The sequence below is a fragment of the Nocardioides sp. Arc9.136 genome (assembly GCF_030506255.1).
Classification (GTDB): Bacteria; Actinomycetota; Actinomycetes; order Propionibacteriales; family Nocardioidaceae; genus Nocardioides.
This window is the reverse complement of the sequence record NZ_CP113431.1, coordinates 670,626-684,674: the sequence shown is the minus strand read 5'-3', so window position 1 is coordinate 684,674 and position 14,049 is coordinate 670,626. Positions and strand designations below refer to the sequence as shown.

The following is a 14,049-nucleotide window of genomic DNA, read 5'->3' as shown; positions in this document are numbered from 1 at the left end:
CCGGGCATGGGTCTGCTCACGCCGCTCGCGGTCCGCATCGGGGCGATCTCCTGGATGCCCAGGCTGCTGCCCCAGGTGGTGTGGACCGACAGGCGGCTGCAGTCCGCGACCCGTGGCCGGGTCAGCATCCTCGACGTCGCCGGCCTGCCGAACCTCACCCTCACCGTCCCCGGGCGGAAGTCCGGCGTGCCGCGCAGCACGCCGCTGCTGTGCGTGCCCCACGACGGCGGCTGGCTCGTCGCGGGGTCCTACTTCGGGGACCCGAAGATGCCGATGTGGGTGCGCAACCTGCGCGCCACCGATCCCGCGGCCGGGGCCGTCACCGCCGCCCTGGGCGGACGCACCCTGCCGGTCGCCTGGCGCGAGCTCGAGGGCGAGGACCGGGCGAGGGCCTGGGCGGTGATGCTGCGGACCTGGCCGAACTACGCGACGTACGAGGAGCGGACCGACCGCACCATCCCGGTCTTCCTGCTCACGCCGCTGGACGTCCGCGGCGGGCGCTGAGCGTCAGCCGCGCGAGGAGCCCGAACGACAGCACCTGCAGCACCGCCACGCACCCGGTCAGCAGCAGCGGGTGGTCGGTGGCCAACGCGCCGGCGAGCGCCCCGCCCGCCAGCGCACCGAGGCCCTGCACGGCCGCGAACACGCCGTACGCCGTCGCCCGGCGCCGCGACGGCACGAGCTCGGCGACGCAGGCCTTGACCGTCGAGTCGAGCACCCCGGTGGCCAGGCCCCACAGCACGACGCCGGCGAGCACCGCCAGCAGCGTGGGACCGAAGACCAGCGGCGGCACGGCCGCCACAACGAGCGGCACCACCAGCAGCACCCGCCCGCCGTGCCGGTCGAACAGGTCACCGGTGGCCAGCGCCGCCACCGCCTCGACCGCCATCGCGGCGGCGTAGACCAAGGGCACGGCGGCGAGCGCGACGAGACCGTCCTCGACGAAGCGGTACGACATGACGCCGAACGTCATCAGGCCGGCGGTCGCGAGCGCGGCCGCGAGCGAGAAGAGGTGGAGCTCGCGGGGCAGGTCCGCGCCGACCATCCTGCGCACCAGCCCGTCGCGCCCCTCGCCCGCGAGGTCGGGGGCGGGGCGCTCCGCGGCGTCGTCCGGGTCCGGGTCGGCCACCGCCGGGACGCGGCGGCGGAGCTGGAGGAGCAGGAGGAGGCAGATCGCGCCTGGGACGGCGAGCAGCGCCAGGCCCGGCCAGAGCACGCCGGTCGCCGCGGCGACGCCGGCGAGCAGCAGCGGCCCAGCGAAGGCGCCGACCTGGTCCATCGCCTTGTGCACCGCGAAGCCGCGGCCCCGGCCGGTGGAGGCGGCCATCCGCGCGAGGAGCGCGGACTTCGCCGGGCTCCGGACGGCCTTCCCGGCGCGCTCGAGGAGGATCAGCGCTGCCGCGACCGCCACCCCGGCGGCCCCGAGGGCGGGCGCCACGGCGAGCAGCGGCACGCAGACGGCCGTCATCGCGTAGCCCACGACCGTCAGGCGCCAGTGCCGGCCGCTGTGGTCGGCCCACGGCCCGGTGACCAACCGCAGCACCAGCGCGACGGCCTCGCCGGCGCCGGTCACCAGTCCGACGGTGAGCGCGGAGGCCCCGAGCGTGCCGAGGAAGGGCCCGGCGACCGAGCGCATGCCCTCGTAGACCATGTCCGCGAACAGGCTGACCAGGCCGAAGGCCACCACCGTCCGCCAGGGGGTCCAGGGGCGCCGCGCAGTCTCGGTCACGGCGCGCATCATGGCAGCGCCCGTCCCGGCCGGCCCACGTGGCCGGCCGGGGCCGGGGTCAGGGGGTCGTGGGGGCGGCGTAGTCCGAGGAGTCGCCGGTCAGCACGACGTAGAAGCGCTTGCGGCTGGTGGGGGTCGTCACCGAGCCGTCGCTGTTGCGCGGGCTGACGACGAACGAGGTGTTGTTCTGGGCCGCGGCCGGTGCGCAGTTGGTGGGGATGCCGGTCGCGCCGGTGAAGCTGCACAGGCTGGCGCTGATCTCGCCGGAGAACTCCGGGTTGGCGTCCGCGCCCGGGGCTCGGCCGCTGGTGACGGTGTCGCCGTTCTGGTCGACGGTGTTCTGCAGGGCGACGGTGGCCACGATGCCGTTGTCGGAGAGGTCCTCGTTGGCGTCGATGTAGACGTTGCCGTTGGCACGCAGCGCGTTGTCCGGGCTGCCGGCCGGCGCGGTGTTCGGGAGGGTCGGGTAGGCGGTGACGATCTCGAAGCCGCCGGACTGGGCGACGATCGTGCCGGCCGCGTCGACCAGCAGCCAGCGGCCCGCACCGTCCTTGCCGGCCGGGCCTGCCGGCCCCTGCGCGCCCGCGGGGAGCTGACCGGCACGGAAGTCCTTGGCCTTGAGCGTGCCGTCCTTGACGTCCTGGCTGCGGACCGAGTTGTCCTCGATGTCGGCGGAGCCGATCGTCATGGCGGCGTACGACGTGCCGCTGGTCGCCACCACCAAGGCGGCGACGGAGATGAAGAAGGAGGGGGTGGGTCGACGCACGGGAGGCACCTCTCTGTGAGGCAGGCCACACCGGCCCACCGGGTGCTTGGCGTTCGACACCGCCGGCCGTCCGGATTGGTCCGCGCAGGCGACCGCGGCCGCGTCGGGTGCAGTTTGTGGATCGTCCTACTACGCTTTTGGCATGGAGCGCCGGCCCGACTTCCTGCTCGTGGGTGCCCCCAAGGCCGGGACCACGGCCCTGCACGCTGCCCTCGCCCAGCACCCCGACGTGTTCACGACGACCCCCAAGGAGCCGAAGTACTGGCTCTGCGACGACGCCCCGCCCCCAGCCTGGCGCGGCCCGGGCGACAAGCACTCGCAGCAGGAGTGGGTCTGGCGCCGCGACGACTACGAGCGGCTCTTCGAGGCGGCGGCGCCGCACCAGGTCCGCGGCGAGAGCACGCCGTTCTACCTGTGGAGCCGCAGCGCCCACCGCCGGATCGCCGAGGAGCTCCCCGGCGTCCGCCTGGTCGCGGTCGTCCGCGACCCGATCGACCGCGCCTACAGCAACTGGATGCACCTGTGGTGCGACGGCCTGGAGCCCGAGGGCGACTTCGAGCGCACCATCGGGCTCCAGGAGCAGCGGGTCCGCGACGGCTGGGCGCCGTTCTGGCGCTACGTCGAGCTCGGCAGGTACGGCGCGCAGCTCGCCCACCTGTACCGCCACGTCGACCGCGACCGGGTGCTCCTCCTGCGCTACCGCGACCTCGTCGACGACCCGACGGGGGCGGTGGACCGGACCTGCCGCTTCCTGGGGATCCGGGAGGGCCAGGTCGGCTCCGTGCCCCAGGACAACAGCCGCTCCTTCGTCACCCCCGGCTGGCGGCCCGCACTGCTCGGGCCGGCGGTGCGGACCGGCGCCCGACTGGGCCAGTTCGGCCCGCCCCGGCTGTGGCGGCGGGCCAGCGCGCCGCTCACCGCCGCCCTGCGCGGCCCCCGGGTCGTCCACCGCCCGCGCCTGGACCCGGCGGTCCGCGAACGGCTGCTCCCCCAGTTCGCCGAGGACGTCGACCTGCTGTGCCGGGTCACCGGCCAGGACTTCTCCGACTGGCTCTCGACCGCCGACCGGGGCTCGTTCCGCGAGCGCAGCGCCGCCGACTGAGGCCCTCCCGCCCCTCCGACCCCGGAGGGGCGGCGCTCAGCGGACGAGGGTCAGCAGGTCGTGGGCGCCGTCGGCACGGGCCGCCTCGACGTAGTAGCGGGTCCGGCCGTCGGGGAGCGGGACCGCACTGAGGTAGCGGAACGCTCCGTCGGACCACGGCGAGCGGATGGGCCCGAGAGCGTCGTCCGGCACGAAGCGGGACCCGTCCCAGCGCGCCACGCCGGTGGTCTCGAACCAGTTCGACGCGGCGTCGGGGCGCCCGTCGTAGAACGCGACCGCGGGCGCGCCCCCGGACCCCGGCAGCACCGCCGCGACCCGTGCGCCGCGCTCGTCCCAGCGCCCGGGGCGACCGGCGAGCACCTCGCCCCGGTCAACCCAGGCGAGACCGTCCGCGCTGGTCAGGTGCCGGGTCGTCATCCGGTCCTCGTGGCCCGCCTCGCTCAGCGGGTGGCAGCACAGCCACATGTCCCACCCGTCCGGACCGACCGTCACAACGGGGTCCTTGACCGCGATCCGGTCGTCGCCGGGGAGGACGACCCGGCGCTCGCCCGCCGCGATCGCCTCGACCGTCGGCGCGGTGAGGCTGTCGACCCACCAGTGCTTGGAGCCGGGCGTCGCGCACGAGAGGTAGAGCCGCCACCCACCGTCGGCGAGGGCGACCAGCACGGGGCGCTCGAAGGACTCCGCCCCGAAGGCCTCGCGCCGCACCTCGGCCACGGGCTCGAAGGTCTCACCGTCGTGCGAGCGCGCGACGACGACGGCCACGCCGCGGCCGTCGGTCAGCGGCCGGCGCACGCGCCAGGTGAGCCAGAACGTGCCGTCCACGAGGACCGCGCTGGCCGCTCCCGCCCAGTTGCCCGGGCCCTCCCCCGGCGCAGGCACGACCACGCGCGCGTCGTCGTACGACGGGAGGGACAGGGTGCCGGCGGCCATGCCGCCAGCGTAGTCGAGCGGTCCAGTCGACAATGAGTGCCGCGCTGGCGCGAAATGACTCGACGCCCCCGGCCGGCAGGCCAGGGGCGTCGGTGGCAGGTGAAGGATTCGAACCTTCGAAGGCAAAGCCGACGGATTTACAGTCCGCTCCCATTGGCCGCTCGGGCAACCTGCCGGGGTGCCGCGTCCGGGGGCGATTGGCCCTCGGTGTCGACGAGGCGAAACAATAGCGCAGCCGCAACCGCTAGGAAAAAACGTCACCGGGAGGGACAGATGGCCGACTCGTCGTTCGACATCGTCAGCAAGATCGACCGGCAGGAGGTCGACAACGCGCTGGGGCAGACCGCGCGCGAGATCGCGACCCGGTTCGACTTCAAGGGCACCGGCGCGACGATCGAGTGGTCGGGTGAGCAGGTCATCGAGATCAGCGCCTCGGCCGACGACCGCGCCAGCGCGGTCCTCGACGTGTTCAAGGGCAAGCTCGTCAAGCGCGACGTCTCGCTGAAGGTGCTCGACGCCTCCGAGCCGCGCCCGTCGGGCCAGACGTCGAAGATCACGGTGACCCTCAAGGAGGGCATCTCCTCGGAGGACGCCAAGAAGATCTCCAAGTTGATCCGCGACGAGGGCCCCAAGGGCGTCAAGGCGCAGATCCAGGGCGACGAGCTGCGGGTCTCGTCGAAGAAGCGCGACGACCTGCAGGCCATCATCGCGCTGGTCAAGCAGCAGGACTACGACTTCGCGGTGCAGTTCACCAACTACCGCTGAGGCCACGCAGCGGAACCCCGTGAGCGGGAGGTGGACGCCCGCCCGAGCCGGGTGCACGGCTCGGGCGGACGCCCGGTCTCAGCCGGCGACCGGCTCCGTGGCGGAGCGGTCGGACCGGTCGCCGGCGACCACGGTGGTGGCGCCGGCGGCGGGGGCCAGCCAGACGGCCGACCCCTGGTCGAGCCCGAGCGAGCGGGCGTGGGTGCGGGTCAGGGTGACGGTCACGTCCGGGCCGGCCTCGAGGGCCACCGTGAGGCGTACCTCGAACCCGATCCGCAGCAGCCGGGACACGGTGCCCCGGACGGCGCCGGGCGCCGGCGCCGTCGTGACCTCGATGTCGTGCGGGCGCAGGTGCACGCCCCCGAGCACCGTGACCTCGCCGAGGAAGCCCATGACGAAGTCGTTGGCCGGCTCGTCGTAGAGCTGGTCGGGCGTGCCCACCTGCTCCACGCGCCCCTGGTTGACGACCACGATCTCGTCGGCGACCTCGAGGGCCTCCTCCTGGTCGTGGGTCACGAAGACGGTCGTCACGTGCACCTCGTCGTGCAGCCGCCGCAGCCAGTCGCGCAGCTCCTTGCGGACCTTCGCGTCCAGCGCACCGAACGGCTCGTCGAGCAGCAGCACCTTGGGCTCCACCGCGAGCGCGCGGGCGAGCGCCATGCGCTGGCGCTGACCGCCGGAGAGCTGGGCGGGCAGGCGGTGGCTGAACTGCTGGAGGTGCACCAGGCGCAGCAGCTCGTCGACCCGGGCGGCGATCTCGGCCTTCGGCTTCCGGCGGATCTCCAGGCCGAAGGCGACGTTCTTGGCCACCGTCATGTGCTTGAAGACCGCGTAGTGCTGGAAGACGAACCCGACGCCGCGCTTCTGCGCCGGCAGGCCGGTCGCGTCGACGCCCTCGATCTCGACCCGGCCGGCGTCGGCGGAGTCGAGGCCGGCGATGATCCGCAGCAGCGTCGACTTGCCGCCACCGGAGGGGCCGAGCAGCGCGGTCAGCTGGCCGGACGGGATGGACACGGAGACGTCGTCGAGCGCGACGAAGTCCCCGAACTTCTTGGTGACACCGGAGACCTCGATGCTCATCGGGACTTCCTTCCGGACGAGGCGTGCTGGGGACGGAGGAACGCGACCACGACCAGGCAGGCGATGCTGACCAGGATCAGCAGGAAGGACGTGGCGTACGCCGTGTCCTGCTGGAAGTTCTGGTACTTCGCCTCGACCACGAGGGTCGCGGTCTGGGTGCGGCCGGTGATGTTCCCGGAGACGATCTTCACGGCGCCGAACTCGCCGACGGACCGGGCGAGGCTCAGCACCACGCCGTACACGACCGCCCACTTGATGCTGGGCAGCGTGATCCGCCAGAAGGTCTGCGGGGCGTTGGCGCCCAGGCTGCGGGCCGCCTGCTCCTGGTCGTCGCCGATCTCGGTGAGCACCGGCACGACCTCGCGGATGACGAGCGGCAGGGCCACGAAGCAGGTGGCCATGATCATGCCCGGCGAGTTGAAGATCAGCTGGAGGCCGTTGTCCTCCAGCGTGGGGCCGAACCAGCCGGTCCGGCCGTTGTAGGCCAGCAGGAGGGCGAGCCCGACCACGACCGGCGAGACCGACAGGGGGAGGTCGATGAGCGCCGAGAGGACGCGCTTGCCGGGGAACTGGTAGCGCACCAGCAGGATCGAGATCGTCACGCCGAAGACCAGGTTGATGACGACCGCCCAGAGGGCGATGATCGCGGTGAGCTGGAGCGCACCGGTCACCTGCTCGTCCGACAGCGCGTCGGTCAGCGAGGAGAGGCCCTGGCCGAAGGTGTTCCTCACCAGCAGCGCGACCGGCCAGGCCACGAGCAGGAAGACGTAGCCGACCGCGAGCACGCGCAGCAGCCAGCGCACGGGGAGCGAGGTCCTCACCATCGTCGCGACACCCGCCTCTGCACGATGTCGAGCGCGACGATGACGACCAGCGCGACCGCGAGCATCACCGAGGCGAGCGCCGCGGCGGACGCGGTGTTGCCGTTCTCGATGAAGGTCAGCACGCGCACCGAGACGACCTCGGTCTCGAAGGGCTTGTTGCCCGAGAGCAGGACCAGCGAGCCGTACTCGGAGATCGCGCGGGCGAACGACAGCGCGGCGCCCGCGGCGATCGCCGGGGCGAGGGACGGGAGGATGATCCGGCGGAAGACCGTGACCGGGCTGGCGCCCAGCGAGGCAGCCGCCTCCTCCACGTCGGTCTCGAGCTCCTCGAGGACCGGCTGCACGGTGCGGACGATGAACGGCAGCGTCACGAAGGCCAGCGCCAGCGTGACGGCGTGCTCGGTGAAGGCCCAGTGGACCCCGAGCGGGCTGTTGGGGCCGTAGAGGGCCAGCAGGACCAGGCCGGCGACGATGGTGGGCAGCGCGAAGGGCACGTCGATGACGACGTCGAGCAGCGACTTGCCCCAGAAGCGGTCACGGACGAGCACCCACGCGATGACCGTGCCGATGACGACGTTGATCAGCGTGACGAGCAGGGACTGGCCGACCGTCAGGCTGACCGCGGCCCAGGTCTGGTCGTTGCGCAGCACCGACAGGTACCGGCCCCAGCCACCCTCGGCCGCCGCGGCGACCACGGCGGACAGCGGAAGCAGCACCAGGACGCTGAACCACACCATCGCGATGCCGAGGCCCAGTCCCGCGCTTCGGTTGAGCGTGTTCCTCGGAGCGGTACGACGCGCGCGCCGCGGCCGGCGGGACCCCGGGGTGGGGTCCGCCGGCCGGGCCGCGTCGATGGTCGCCCCGGAGAGGGCGGTCGACACTACTCCTCGCCGACCTTGCCGGTGCTCTGCTGGATCTCGGTGATGATGCCGAGCGGGTTGCCGTCCTCACCGTCGCCGAAGAACTTGTCGGCCGCCTCGCCCCAGCCGCCGAAGTCGTCGTCGAGGGTGAACAGCTTCGCCGGGGTCGGGAACGGGTCACTGGGGTCGTTGGCTCCGTCGACCTCACCGATCTCGACGCCGTCCACGACCGGCCGGAAGCCGGACTGGGCGTAGTCGGCCTGGGCCTCCGGGGAGGTCATGAACTCCAGGAACGCCTCGGCGGCGGCGCTGGCGTCCTCGGTGACGGCGGCCGGGTTCTGGATGAGGAGGGTGTCCTCGGGCACGACGTAGTCGATGTCCGCGCCGCTCTGCTTGGCGAGGATCGCCTCGTTCTCGTAGGACAGGAGCACGTCGCCGCTGCCGTCGGTGAAGGCGGTGGTCGCCTCACGGCCGGAGCCGGGGAGGGCGATGGTGTTCTCCAGCAGGCTGGTGACGAACGCGCGGGCCTCCTCCTCGGTCCCGCCGTTGCCGCTGACGTGCGCCCACGCGGCGAGGATGTTCCACCGGGCCGAGCCGGAGGAGCCGGGGTTCGGCGTGATGATGTCCACGCCGGGCTCGACCAGGTCGTCCCAGCCCTCGATGCCGTCCGGGTTGCCCTTGCGGACCACGAAGACGACGACCGACGAGGTCGCGATCCCGTCGGTGGCGTTGTCCTTCCAGTCCTCGGCGACCAGGCCGGCATCGACCAGGCGGGTCACGTCGGTCTCGAGGGAGTAGTGGACGACGTCCGCGTCGGCCCCGGCCTCGACGGCGCGGCTCTGGTCGCCCGAGGCGCCGTACGACGTCTGGAACTGCGCGCCCTCCCCGTCAGAGGTGGCCTGGAAGTCCTCGAAGACCGGCTCGTTGGCCGCCTCCATCACCGAGAACGCATTGATGCTGACCGTCTCGCCGTCCGAGCCCGAGCCGCCCTCCGCAGAGGAGCCACACGCGGTCAAGGTCAGCACCCCCGCGGCGAAACCGGCCACGGCAACCTTGATGTTCATGTCTGTCCCGACTTTCTCCAGCCCCGGCACGAAACCGAGGTCCATTGCTTATCTCGAGCAGACTAGGTCACTTAACCCACAAAGTCGCCCTTCGACACGTGTGTCCGGACTCACTGGTCTGGTCCGGGTCCAGCAACGGAGACGACTTCGGATGCGCCCGCGCGGTCTCTATCGTGGAGAGGTCGCGCCGGCCGACCGTGGAACTGGAACGCGTTCCAGTTCTGCTCGTTGAGCCCTACGATCGACTCCCGCAACGGACACGAACCGTCCGAATAGACGCAGCAAGGAAGTGGGCCTGAGGTGTCCAGCCAGGTACAGAAGCAGGTCAAGCAGCTCGACCGGGTGATCATCCGGTTCGCCGGCGACTCCGGCGACGGCATGCAGCTGACCGGTGACCGGTTCACCCAGGAGTCGGCCGTCTTCGGCAACGACCTGGTGACCCTGCCGAACTTCCCGGCCGAGATCCGCGCCCCCCAGGGCACGCTCCCCGGCGTCTCCTCCTTCCAGGTCCACTTCGCCGACCACGACATCCTGACCGCGGGCGACGCGCCCGACGTGCTGGTCGCGATGAACCCCGCCGCGCTCAAGGCGAACCTGCCGGACCTGCCGAAGGGCGCGACGATCATCGTCGACACCCACGACTTCTCCGGTCGCAACCTGACCAAGGCGGGGTACGGCGCCAACCCGCTCGACTCGCTGGGCGACGCCGGCTCGGCGCTGGGCGAGTTCGCCGTGCACCCGGTGGACCTGACGGGCATGACGGTCGAGGCGGTCAAGGAGTTCGGGCTCTCCCGCAAGGACGCCGCCCGCGCGAAGAACATGTTCGCGCTCGGCCTGCTGTCGTGGATGTACGGCCGCCCGACCGAGTCGACGACGGCGTTCCTCAACAAGCGCTTCGCGAAGGTGCCCGCGATCCGCGACGCCAACATCGCGGCGTTCAAGGCCGGCTGGAACTTCGGCGAGACCACCGAGACCTTCGTGGTCTCCTACGAGATCAAGCCGGCCCCGGTCTCCGCGGGCACCTACCGGAACATCTCGGGCAACCTGGCGCTGGCCTACGGCCTGGTCGCCGCCGGCGTGCAGTCCGGCCTGCCGGTCTTCCTGGGGTCCTACCCGATCACGCCGGCCTCCGACATCCTCCACGAGCTGAGCAAGCACAAGGCGTTCGGCGTGACCACGCTGCAGGCCGAGGACGAGATCGCCGGCGTCGGCGCCGCCATCGGCGCGTCGTTCGTGGGCCACCTCGGGGTCACCACCACCTCGGGTCCGGGCATCGCGCTGAAGTCCGAGGCCATCGGCCTGGCCGTCATGACCGAGCTCCCGCTGGTCGTCGTCGACGTCCAGCGCGGCGGCCCCTCGACCGGCCTGCCGACCAAGACCGAGCAGGCCGACCTGCTGCAGGCGATGTTCGGGCGCAACGGCGAGGCCCCTGTCCCGATCGTCGCGCCCCAGTCGCCGGGTGACTGCTTCGGCGCCGCGATCGAGGCCGCGCGGATCGCGGTCACCTACCGCACCCCGGTGATGCTGCTCTCCGACGGCTACCTCGCCAACGGCTCCGAGCCCTGGCGGATCCCGGAGATCGCCGACCTCCCGGTCATCGAGCCGAACTTCGCCACCGAGCGCAACCACGTCGTGAAGCCCGCGGCGACGCTCGAGGACGGCACGGTCACCGAGGAGGAGACCGACTTCTGGCCCTACCTCCGCGACGAGGAGACCCTCGCCCGGCCGTGGGCGGTGCCCGGCACCCCCGGTCTCGAGCACCGCATCGGCGGCCTGGAGAAGGGCGAGGGCCACGGCAACATCTCCTACGACCCCGCCAACCACGACTTCATGGTCCGCACCCGCCAGGCCAAGGTGGACCGGATCGCGGAGTCGCTCCCGCCGCTCGAGGTCGACGACCCGTCGGGTCGCGCCAAGGTGCTCGTGCTCGGCTGGGGCTCCACCTACGGCCCGATCGGCGCCGGCGTGCGCCGCGTCCGCAAGGCCGGGTACGACGTGGCGCAGGTCCACCTGCGCCACCTCAACCCCTTCCCCAAGGACCTCGGGGAGATCCTGGGGCGCTACGACAAGGTGCTCGTGCCCGAGATGAACCTCGGCCAGCTCTCCATGCTGCTGCGCGCCCGCTACCTCGTCGACGCGATCGGCTACAACCACGTCCGCGGCCTGCCCCTCAAGGCCGCCGAGCTCGCCGAGGCGATCGGCGGCCTCGTCGCCGACGCCGAGGGCATCGAGGTCGACCTCACCACCACCGCCACGGAGGCAACCAAGTGACCGCCCAGCCCCTCACCGGGACCTCGGGCACCGAGCTCCCCTTCCCGGGCCTGCGCTCGGGCGTCGAGCTGGTCCCGACCAACGACCAGCCGCAGACCGGCAAGGACTACTCCTCCGACCAGGAGGTGCGCTGGTGCCCCGGCTGCGGCGACTACGCCGTGCTCAAGGCCGTCCAGGGCTTCCTGCCCGACCTCGGCCTGCGCCGCGAGAACATCGTGTTCGTCTCGGGCATCGGCTGCTCGAGCCGGTTCCCGTACTACCTCGACACCTACGGCATGCACTCGATCCACGGCCGCGCGCCGTCGATCGCGACCGGCATCGCCACCGCGCGCGAGGACCTCTCGGTCTGGGTCGTCACCGGTGACGGCGACGCGCTCTCGATCGGCGGCAACCACCTGATCCACGCGCTGCGCCGCAACGTCAACATGACGATCCTGCTGTTCAACAACCGGATCTACGGCCTGACCAAGGGGCAGTACTCCCCGACCTCGGAGCCGGGCAAGGTCACCAAGTCCACCCCGATGGGCTCCGTCGACCACCCGTTCAACCCGGTCTCGCTGGCCCTGGGCGCCGAGGCGTCCTTCGTCGCCCGCACGATCGACTCCGACCGCAAGCACCTCACCTCGGTGCTCTCCGCGGCCGCCGCGCACCGCGGCACCTCGCTGGTCGAGATCTACCAGAACTGCCCGATCTTCAACGACGGCGCCTTCGACGCCATCAAGGGCAACGACACCAAGGCCGACGCGATCATCCCGCTCGTCCACGGCGAGCAGGTCCGCTTCGGCACCCCGGGCGAGGACGGCCGCGGGTCGAAGGTGGTCGTCCGCGACCACGTCACCGGCGGGGTCAAGGTCGCCCTCGCCGCCGACGTGGAGGAGTCCGCGATCCTCGTCCACGACGCGCACGCCGCCGACCCCTCGACCGCCTTCGCGATCAGCCGGCTCACCGCGGCCGACTACCTGCACCAGGCGCCGATCGGCATCTTCCGGGCCGTGGAGCGGCCGACGTACGACGACCAGGCGCGCGCCCAGGTCACCACCGCCCGGCAGGACGCACCCGGCGCGCCGGCCGACCAGCTCGCCGCGCTCATCGGCTCCGGCGACACCTGGACGGTCGTCTGACCCGTCTGACCGCCGGAGCGCGGCACTGGCGCCGCCGAGACGCACGAAGGGTCCCCGCCCGAGAGCGGGGACCCTTCCTGCTGTTCCGGCGGCCCGAGAGCCGGCCCGGCGTACGTCTCAGAGCTTGACGATGCACAGGCTCCGCGAGAACGAGGTCTTGTACTTGGAGCTCGAGGGCGCCTTGACCTTGTAGCAGACCTTCTGGCTGCCGCGGCCCGGGCCGACGACGCGGACGCGGAACTTGCTCTTGGCGTCGGTCCGGAAGGTCTTGTAGGTCGTCCACTTCTTCGAGCCGCCCGGCTTCTTCATCATGACGAGCTTGGCCTTCGGGTAGGACCCGGTCTCGACCCCGCCCTTGATGAAGAAGCGGTTGGGCTTGGGCTCGATGCCCTGGACGCTGATCTCGCGCTTGACCTTGTCGGCGGCGGTGGCCGGCGCCGTGAGCGCCAACGGCGTGGCGGCCATGACGACCAGTGCGATGAGGGTGGCAACGACGCGGTTCGTGCGCATGGGGGTGATCTCCTCCAGGAGTCCGTGGGGCATGGAACCCCAACCTGCCCACGGGCGCTCGCCGACAAACCCCTATCCTCGTCCGGTGTCAGACGCGCGCCGCGGCCTCCTCCTCGGCGTGGCCGCCTACCTGGTCTGGGGCGGCTTCCCGCTCTACTTCCCGCTGCTCGAACCGGCTGGTGCGGTCGAGGTCCTGGCGCACCGGATCCTCTGGTCGGCGGTCACCATGGGGCTGCTCGTCGTCGTGCTCGGGCGGGGGTCCCACCTCCGGGCGCTGCTGCGCTCGGGCCGGACGATGCTGCTGCTGACGGTCGCGGCGGTCACGATCAGCGTCAACTGGGGCACCTACATCTGGGGCGTCAACAACGACCGGGTCGTGGAGTCCTCGCTCGGCTACTTCATCAACCCGCTCGTGACCGTGCTGCTCGGCGTGCTGGTCCTCGGCGAGCGCCTGCGGCCCGCGCAGTGGGTCGCCGTCGGCGTCGCCACCGCCGCGGTCGCCGTGCTCACCCTCGACTACGGCCACCCCCCGTACGTCGCGCTCGTGCTGGCCGTCTCCTTCGGCACCTACGGGCTGACCAAGAAGACCGCGAACGTCGGCGCCGTCGAGAGCCTGGCGGTCGAGACCGCCGTGGTCGCACCCCTCGCCGTCGCGTACGTCGCGGTGCTGGTGGCCACCGGCGAGTCCGGCTTCGGCCAGCACGGCCTGGGCCACGCCGTCCTCCTGATGAGCAGCGGCATCGTCACCGCCATCCCGCTGATCGCCTTCGGCGCGGCCGCGACGCGCGTCCCGCTGGTGACCCTCGGCCTGCTGCAGTACCTCACCCCGGTCCTGCAGTTCGCCCTCGGCGTGCTGTGGTTCCACGAGGAGATGCCGCCCGCCCGGTGGGCCGGCTTCGCCCTGGTCTGGGTCGCGCTGGTGGTCTTCACCGTCGAGGCCAACAACCACCGCCGCCGCCAGCTCCGGCTGCTGGCCGCCTCCAGCACCGCCGCCTGACGCCGCCCGTCCTGCGCGGCGGGGTCG

14 protein-coding genes and 1 tRNA gene are annotated in these 14,049 nt (G+C 72.1%); 6 read left to right on the top strand and 9 right to left on the bottom strand.

Going from position 1 to position 14,049, the window contains the following annotated elements; translation table 11 throughout:
- Positions 1–6 precede the first annotated feature (6 nt).
- The gene (locus OSR43_RS03210) at positions 7–504 is read left to right on the top strand and encodes a nitroreductase family deazaflavin-dependent oxidoreductase (RefSeq protein ID WP_302269578.1); all 498 of its coding nucleotides are present in this window, start codon (positions 7–9) and stop codon (positions 502–504) included.
- Here the strand turns inward: OSR43_RS03210 and OSR43_RS03205 are convergent.
- Positions 473–1,738: an MFS transporter gene (locus OSR43_RS03205; RefSeq protein ID WP_302271565.1), complete on the bottom strand. Its 1,266-nt coding sequence runs from the start codon at positions 1,736–1,738 to the stop codon at positions 473–475. The two genes, OSR43_RS03210 and OSR43_RS03205, sit on opposite strands and share 32 nt — an antisense overlap.
- Positions 1,739–1,787: 49 nt before the next feature.
- The gene (locus tag OSR43_RS03200; RefSeq protein WP_302269577.1) at positions 1,788–2,495 is read right to left on the bottom strand and encodes a hypothetical protein; all 708 of its coding nucleotides are present in this window, start codon (positions 2,493–2,495) and stop codon (positions 1,788–1,790) included.
- Positions 2,496–2,637: 142 nt separating this feature from the next.
- Here OSR43_RS03200 and OSR43_RS03195 point away from each other — a divergent pair, with 142 nt between their 5' ends.
- Positions 2,638–3,597 carry a sulfotransferase gene (locus OSR43_RS03195; protein WP_302269576.1) on the top strand — a complete coding sequence of 320 codons (960 nt, stop codon included), beginning with the start codon at positions 2,638–2,640 and terminating at the stop codon, positions 3,595–3,597.
- Positions 3,598–3,633: 36 nt separating this feature from the next.
- On the opposite strand, the gene OSR43_RS03190 is transcribed toward OSR43_RS03195, so the two are convergent.
- Positions 3,634–4,530 (bottom strand): hypothetical protein, encoded by an 897-nt coding sequence (locus tag OSR43_RS03190; protein WP_302269575.1) that lies wholly within the window; start codon positions 4,528–4,530, stop codon positions 3,634–3,636.
- A gap of 93 nt (positions 4,531–4,623) precedes the next feature.
- A tRNA-Tyr gene (locus tag OSR43_RS03185) sits at positions 4,624–4,705 on the bottom strand.
- 98 nt (positions 4,706–4,803) lie between these two features.
- Between OSR43_RS03185 and OSR43_RS03180 the strand changes: the two genes are divergently transcribed.
- Positions 4,804–5,295 (top strand): YajQ family cyclic di-GMP-binding protein, encoded by a 492-nt coding sequence (locus OSR43_RS03180; RefSeq protein ID WP_302269573.1) that lies wholly within the window; start codon positions 4,804–4,806, stop codon positions 5,293–5,295.
- Positions 5,296–5,373: 78 nt separating this feature from the next.
- Here the strand turns inward: OSR43_RS03180 and OSR43_RS03175 are convergent, their stop codons facing one another.
- Genes OSR43_RS03175 through OSR43_RS03160 form a run of 4 tightly spaced genes read right to left on the bottom strand, consistent with a single transcriptional unit; the run spans position 5,374 to position 9,123 of the window.
- Positions 5,374–6,375: a sulfate/molybdate ABC transporter ATP-binding protein gene (locus tag OSR43_RS03175; RefSeq protein WP_302269571.1), complete on the bottom strand. Its 1,002-nt coding sequence runs from the start codon at positions 6,373–6,375 to the stop codon at positions 5,374–5,376.
- The gene (locus tag OSR43_RS03170) at positions 6,372–7,199 is read right to left on the bottom strand and encodes a sulfate ABC transporter permease (RefSeq protein ID WP_302269569.1); all 828 of its coding nucleotides are present in this window, start codon (positions 7,197–7,199) and stop codon (positions 6,372–6,374) included. The genes OSR43_RS03175 and OSR43_RS03170 overlap by 4 nt, the downstream gene beginning before the upstream one ends.
- Complete coding sequence (gene cysT / locus OSR43_RS03165; RefSeq protein WP_302269568.1) at positions 7,193–8,080, bottom strand: sulfate ABC transporter permease subunit CysT; 888 nt, start codon at positions 8,078–8,080, stop codon at positions 7,193–7,195. The genes OSR43_RS03170 and cysT overlap by 7 nt, the downstream gene beginning before the upstream one ends.
- The gene (locus OSR43_RS03160; protein WP_302269566.1) at positions 8,080–9,123 is read right to left on the bottom strand and encodes a sulfate ABC transporter substrate-binding protein; all 1,044 of its coding nucleotides are present in this window, start codon (positions 9,121–9,123) and stop codon (positions 8,080–8,082) included. Before OSR43_RS03160 ends, cysT begins: the two co-directional genes overlap by 1 nt.
- A gap of 300 nt (positions 9,124–9,423) precedes the next feature.
- On the opposite strand from OSR43_RS03160, the gene OSR43_RS03155 reads away from it, so the two are divergent.
- Positions 9,424–11,394, top strand: coding sequence for a 2-oxoacid:acceptor oxidoreductase subunit alpha (locus OSR43_RS03155; protein WP_302269564.1), 1,971 nt, complete (start codon positions 9,424–9,426; stop codon positions 11,392–11,394).
- 50 nt (positions 11,395–11,444) lie between these two features.
- Entirely contained in the window at positions 11,445–12,515 is a 1,071-nt protein-coding gene (locus tag OSR43_RS03150) for a 2-oxoacid:ferredoxin oxidoreductase subunit beta (protein WP_302271564.1), read from the top strand.
- Positions 12,516–12,632: 117 nt separating this feature from the next.
- Here the strand turns inward: OSR43_RS03150 and OSR43_RS03145 are convergent, their stop codons facing one another.
- Positions 12,633–13,058 carry a hypothetical protein gene (locus OSR43_RS03145; RefSeq protein WP_302269563.1) on the bottom strand — a complete coding sequence of 142 codons (426 nt, stop codon included), beginning with the start codon at positions 13,056–13,058 and terminating at the stop codon, positions 12,633–12,635.
- Positions 13,059–13,110: 52 nt separating this feature from the next.
- Between OSR43_RS03145 and rarD the strand changes: the two genes are divergently transcribed.
- On the top strand, positions 13,111–14,022 hold the full coding sequence (gene rarD / locus OSR43_RS03140) for an EamA family transporter RarD (protein ID WP_302269562.1): 912 nt from the start codon (positions 13,111–13,113) through the stop codon (positions 14,020–14,022).
- The last annotated feature ends 27 nt before the right edge of the window (positions 14,023–14,049 follow it).

Coding starts and splice junctions, on each gene's coding strand:
- OSR43_RS03210 (WP_302269578.1), top strand. CDS start 7: ATGGGTCTGCTCACGCCGCTCGCGGTCCGCATCGGGGCGATCTCCTGG.
- OSR43_RS03205 (WP_302271565.1), bottom strand. CDS start 1,738: ATGCGCGCCGTGACCGAGACTGCGCGGCGCCCCTGGACCCCCTGGCGG.
- OSR43_RS03195 (WP_302269576.1), top strand. CDS start 2,638: ATGGAGCGCCGGCCCGACTTCCTGCTCGTGGGTGCCCCCAAGGCCGGG.
- OSR43_RS03190 (WP_302269575.1), bottom strand. CDS start 4,530: ATGGCCGCCGGCACCCTGTCCCTCCCGTCGTACGACGACGCGCGCGTG.
- OSR43_RS03180 (WP_302269573.1), top strand. CDS start 4,804: ATGGCCGACTCGTCGTTCGACATCGTCAGCAAGATCGACCGGCAGGAG.
- OSR43_RS03175 (WP_302269571.1), bottom strand. CDS start 6,375: ATGAGCATCGAGGTCTCCGGTGTCACCAAGAAGTTCGGGGACTTCGTC.
- OSR43_RS03170 (WP_302269569.1), bottom strand. CDS start 7,199: ATGGTGAGGACCTCGCTCCCCGTGCGCTGGCTGCTGCGCGTGCTCGCG.
- OSR43_RS03160 (WP_302269566.1), bottom strand. CDS start 9,123: ATGAACATCAAGGTTGCCGTGGCCGGTTTCGCCGCGGGGGTGCTGACC.
- OSR43_RS03145 (WP_302269563.1), bottom strand. CDS start 13,058: ATGCCCCACGGACTCCTGGAGGAGATCACCCCCATGCGCACGAACCGC.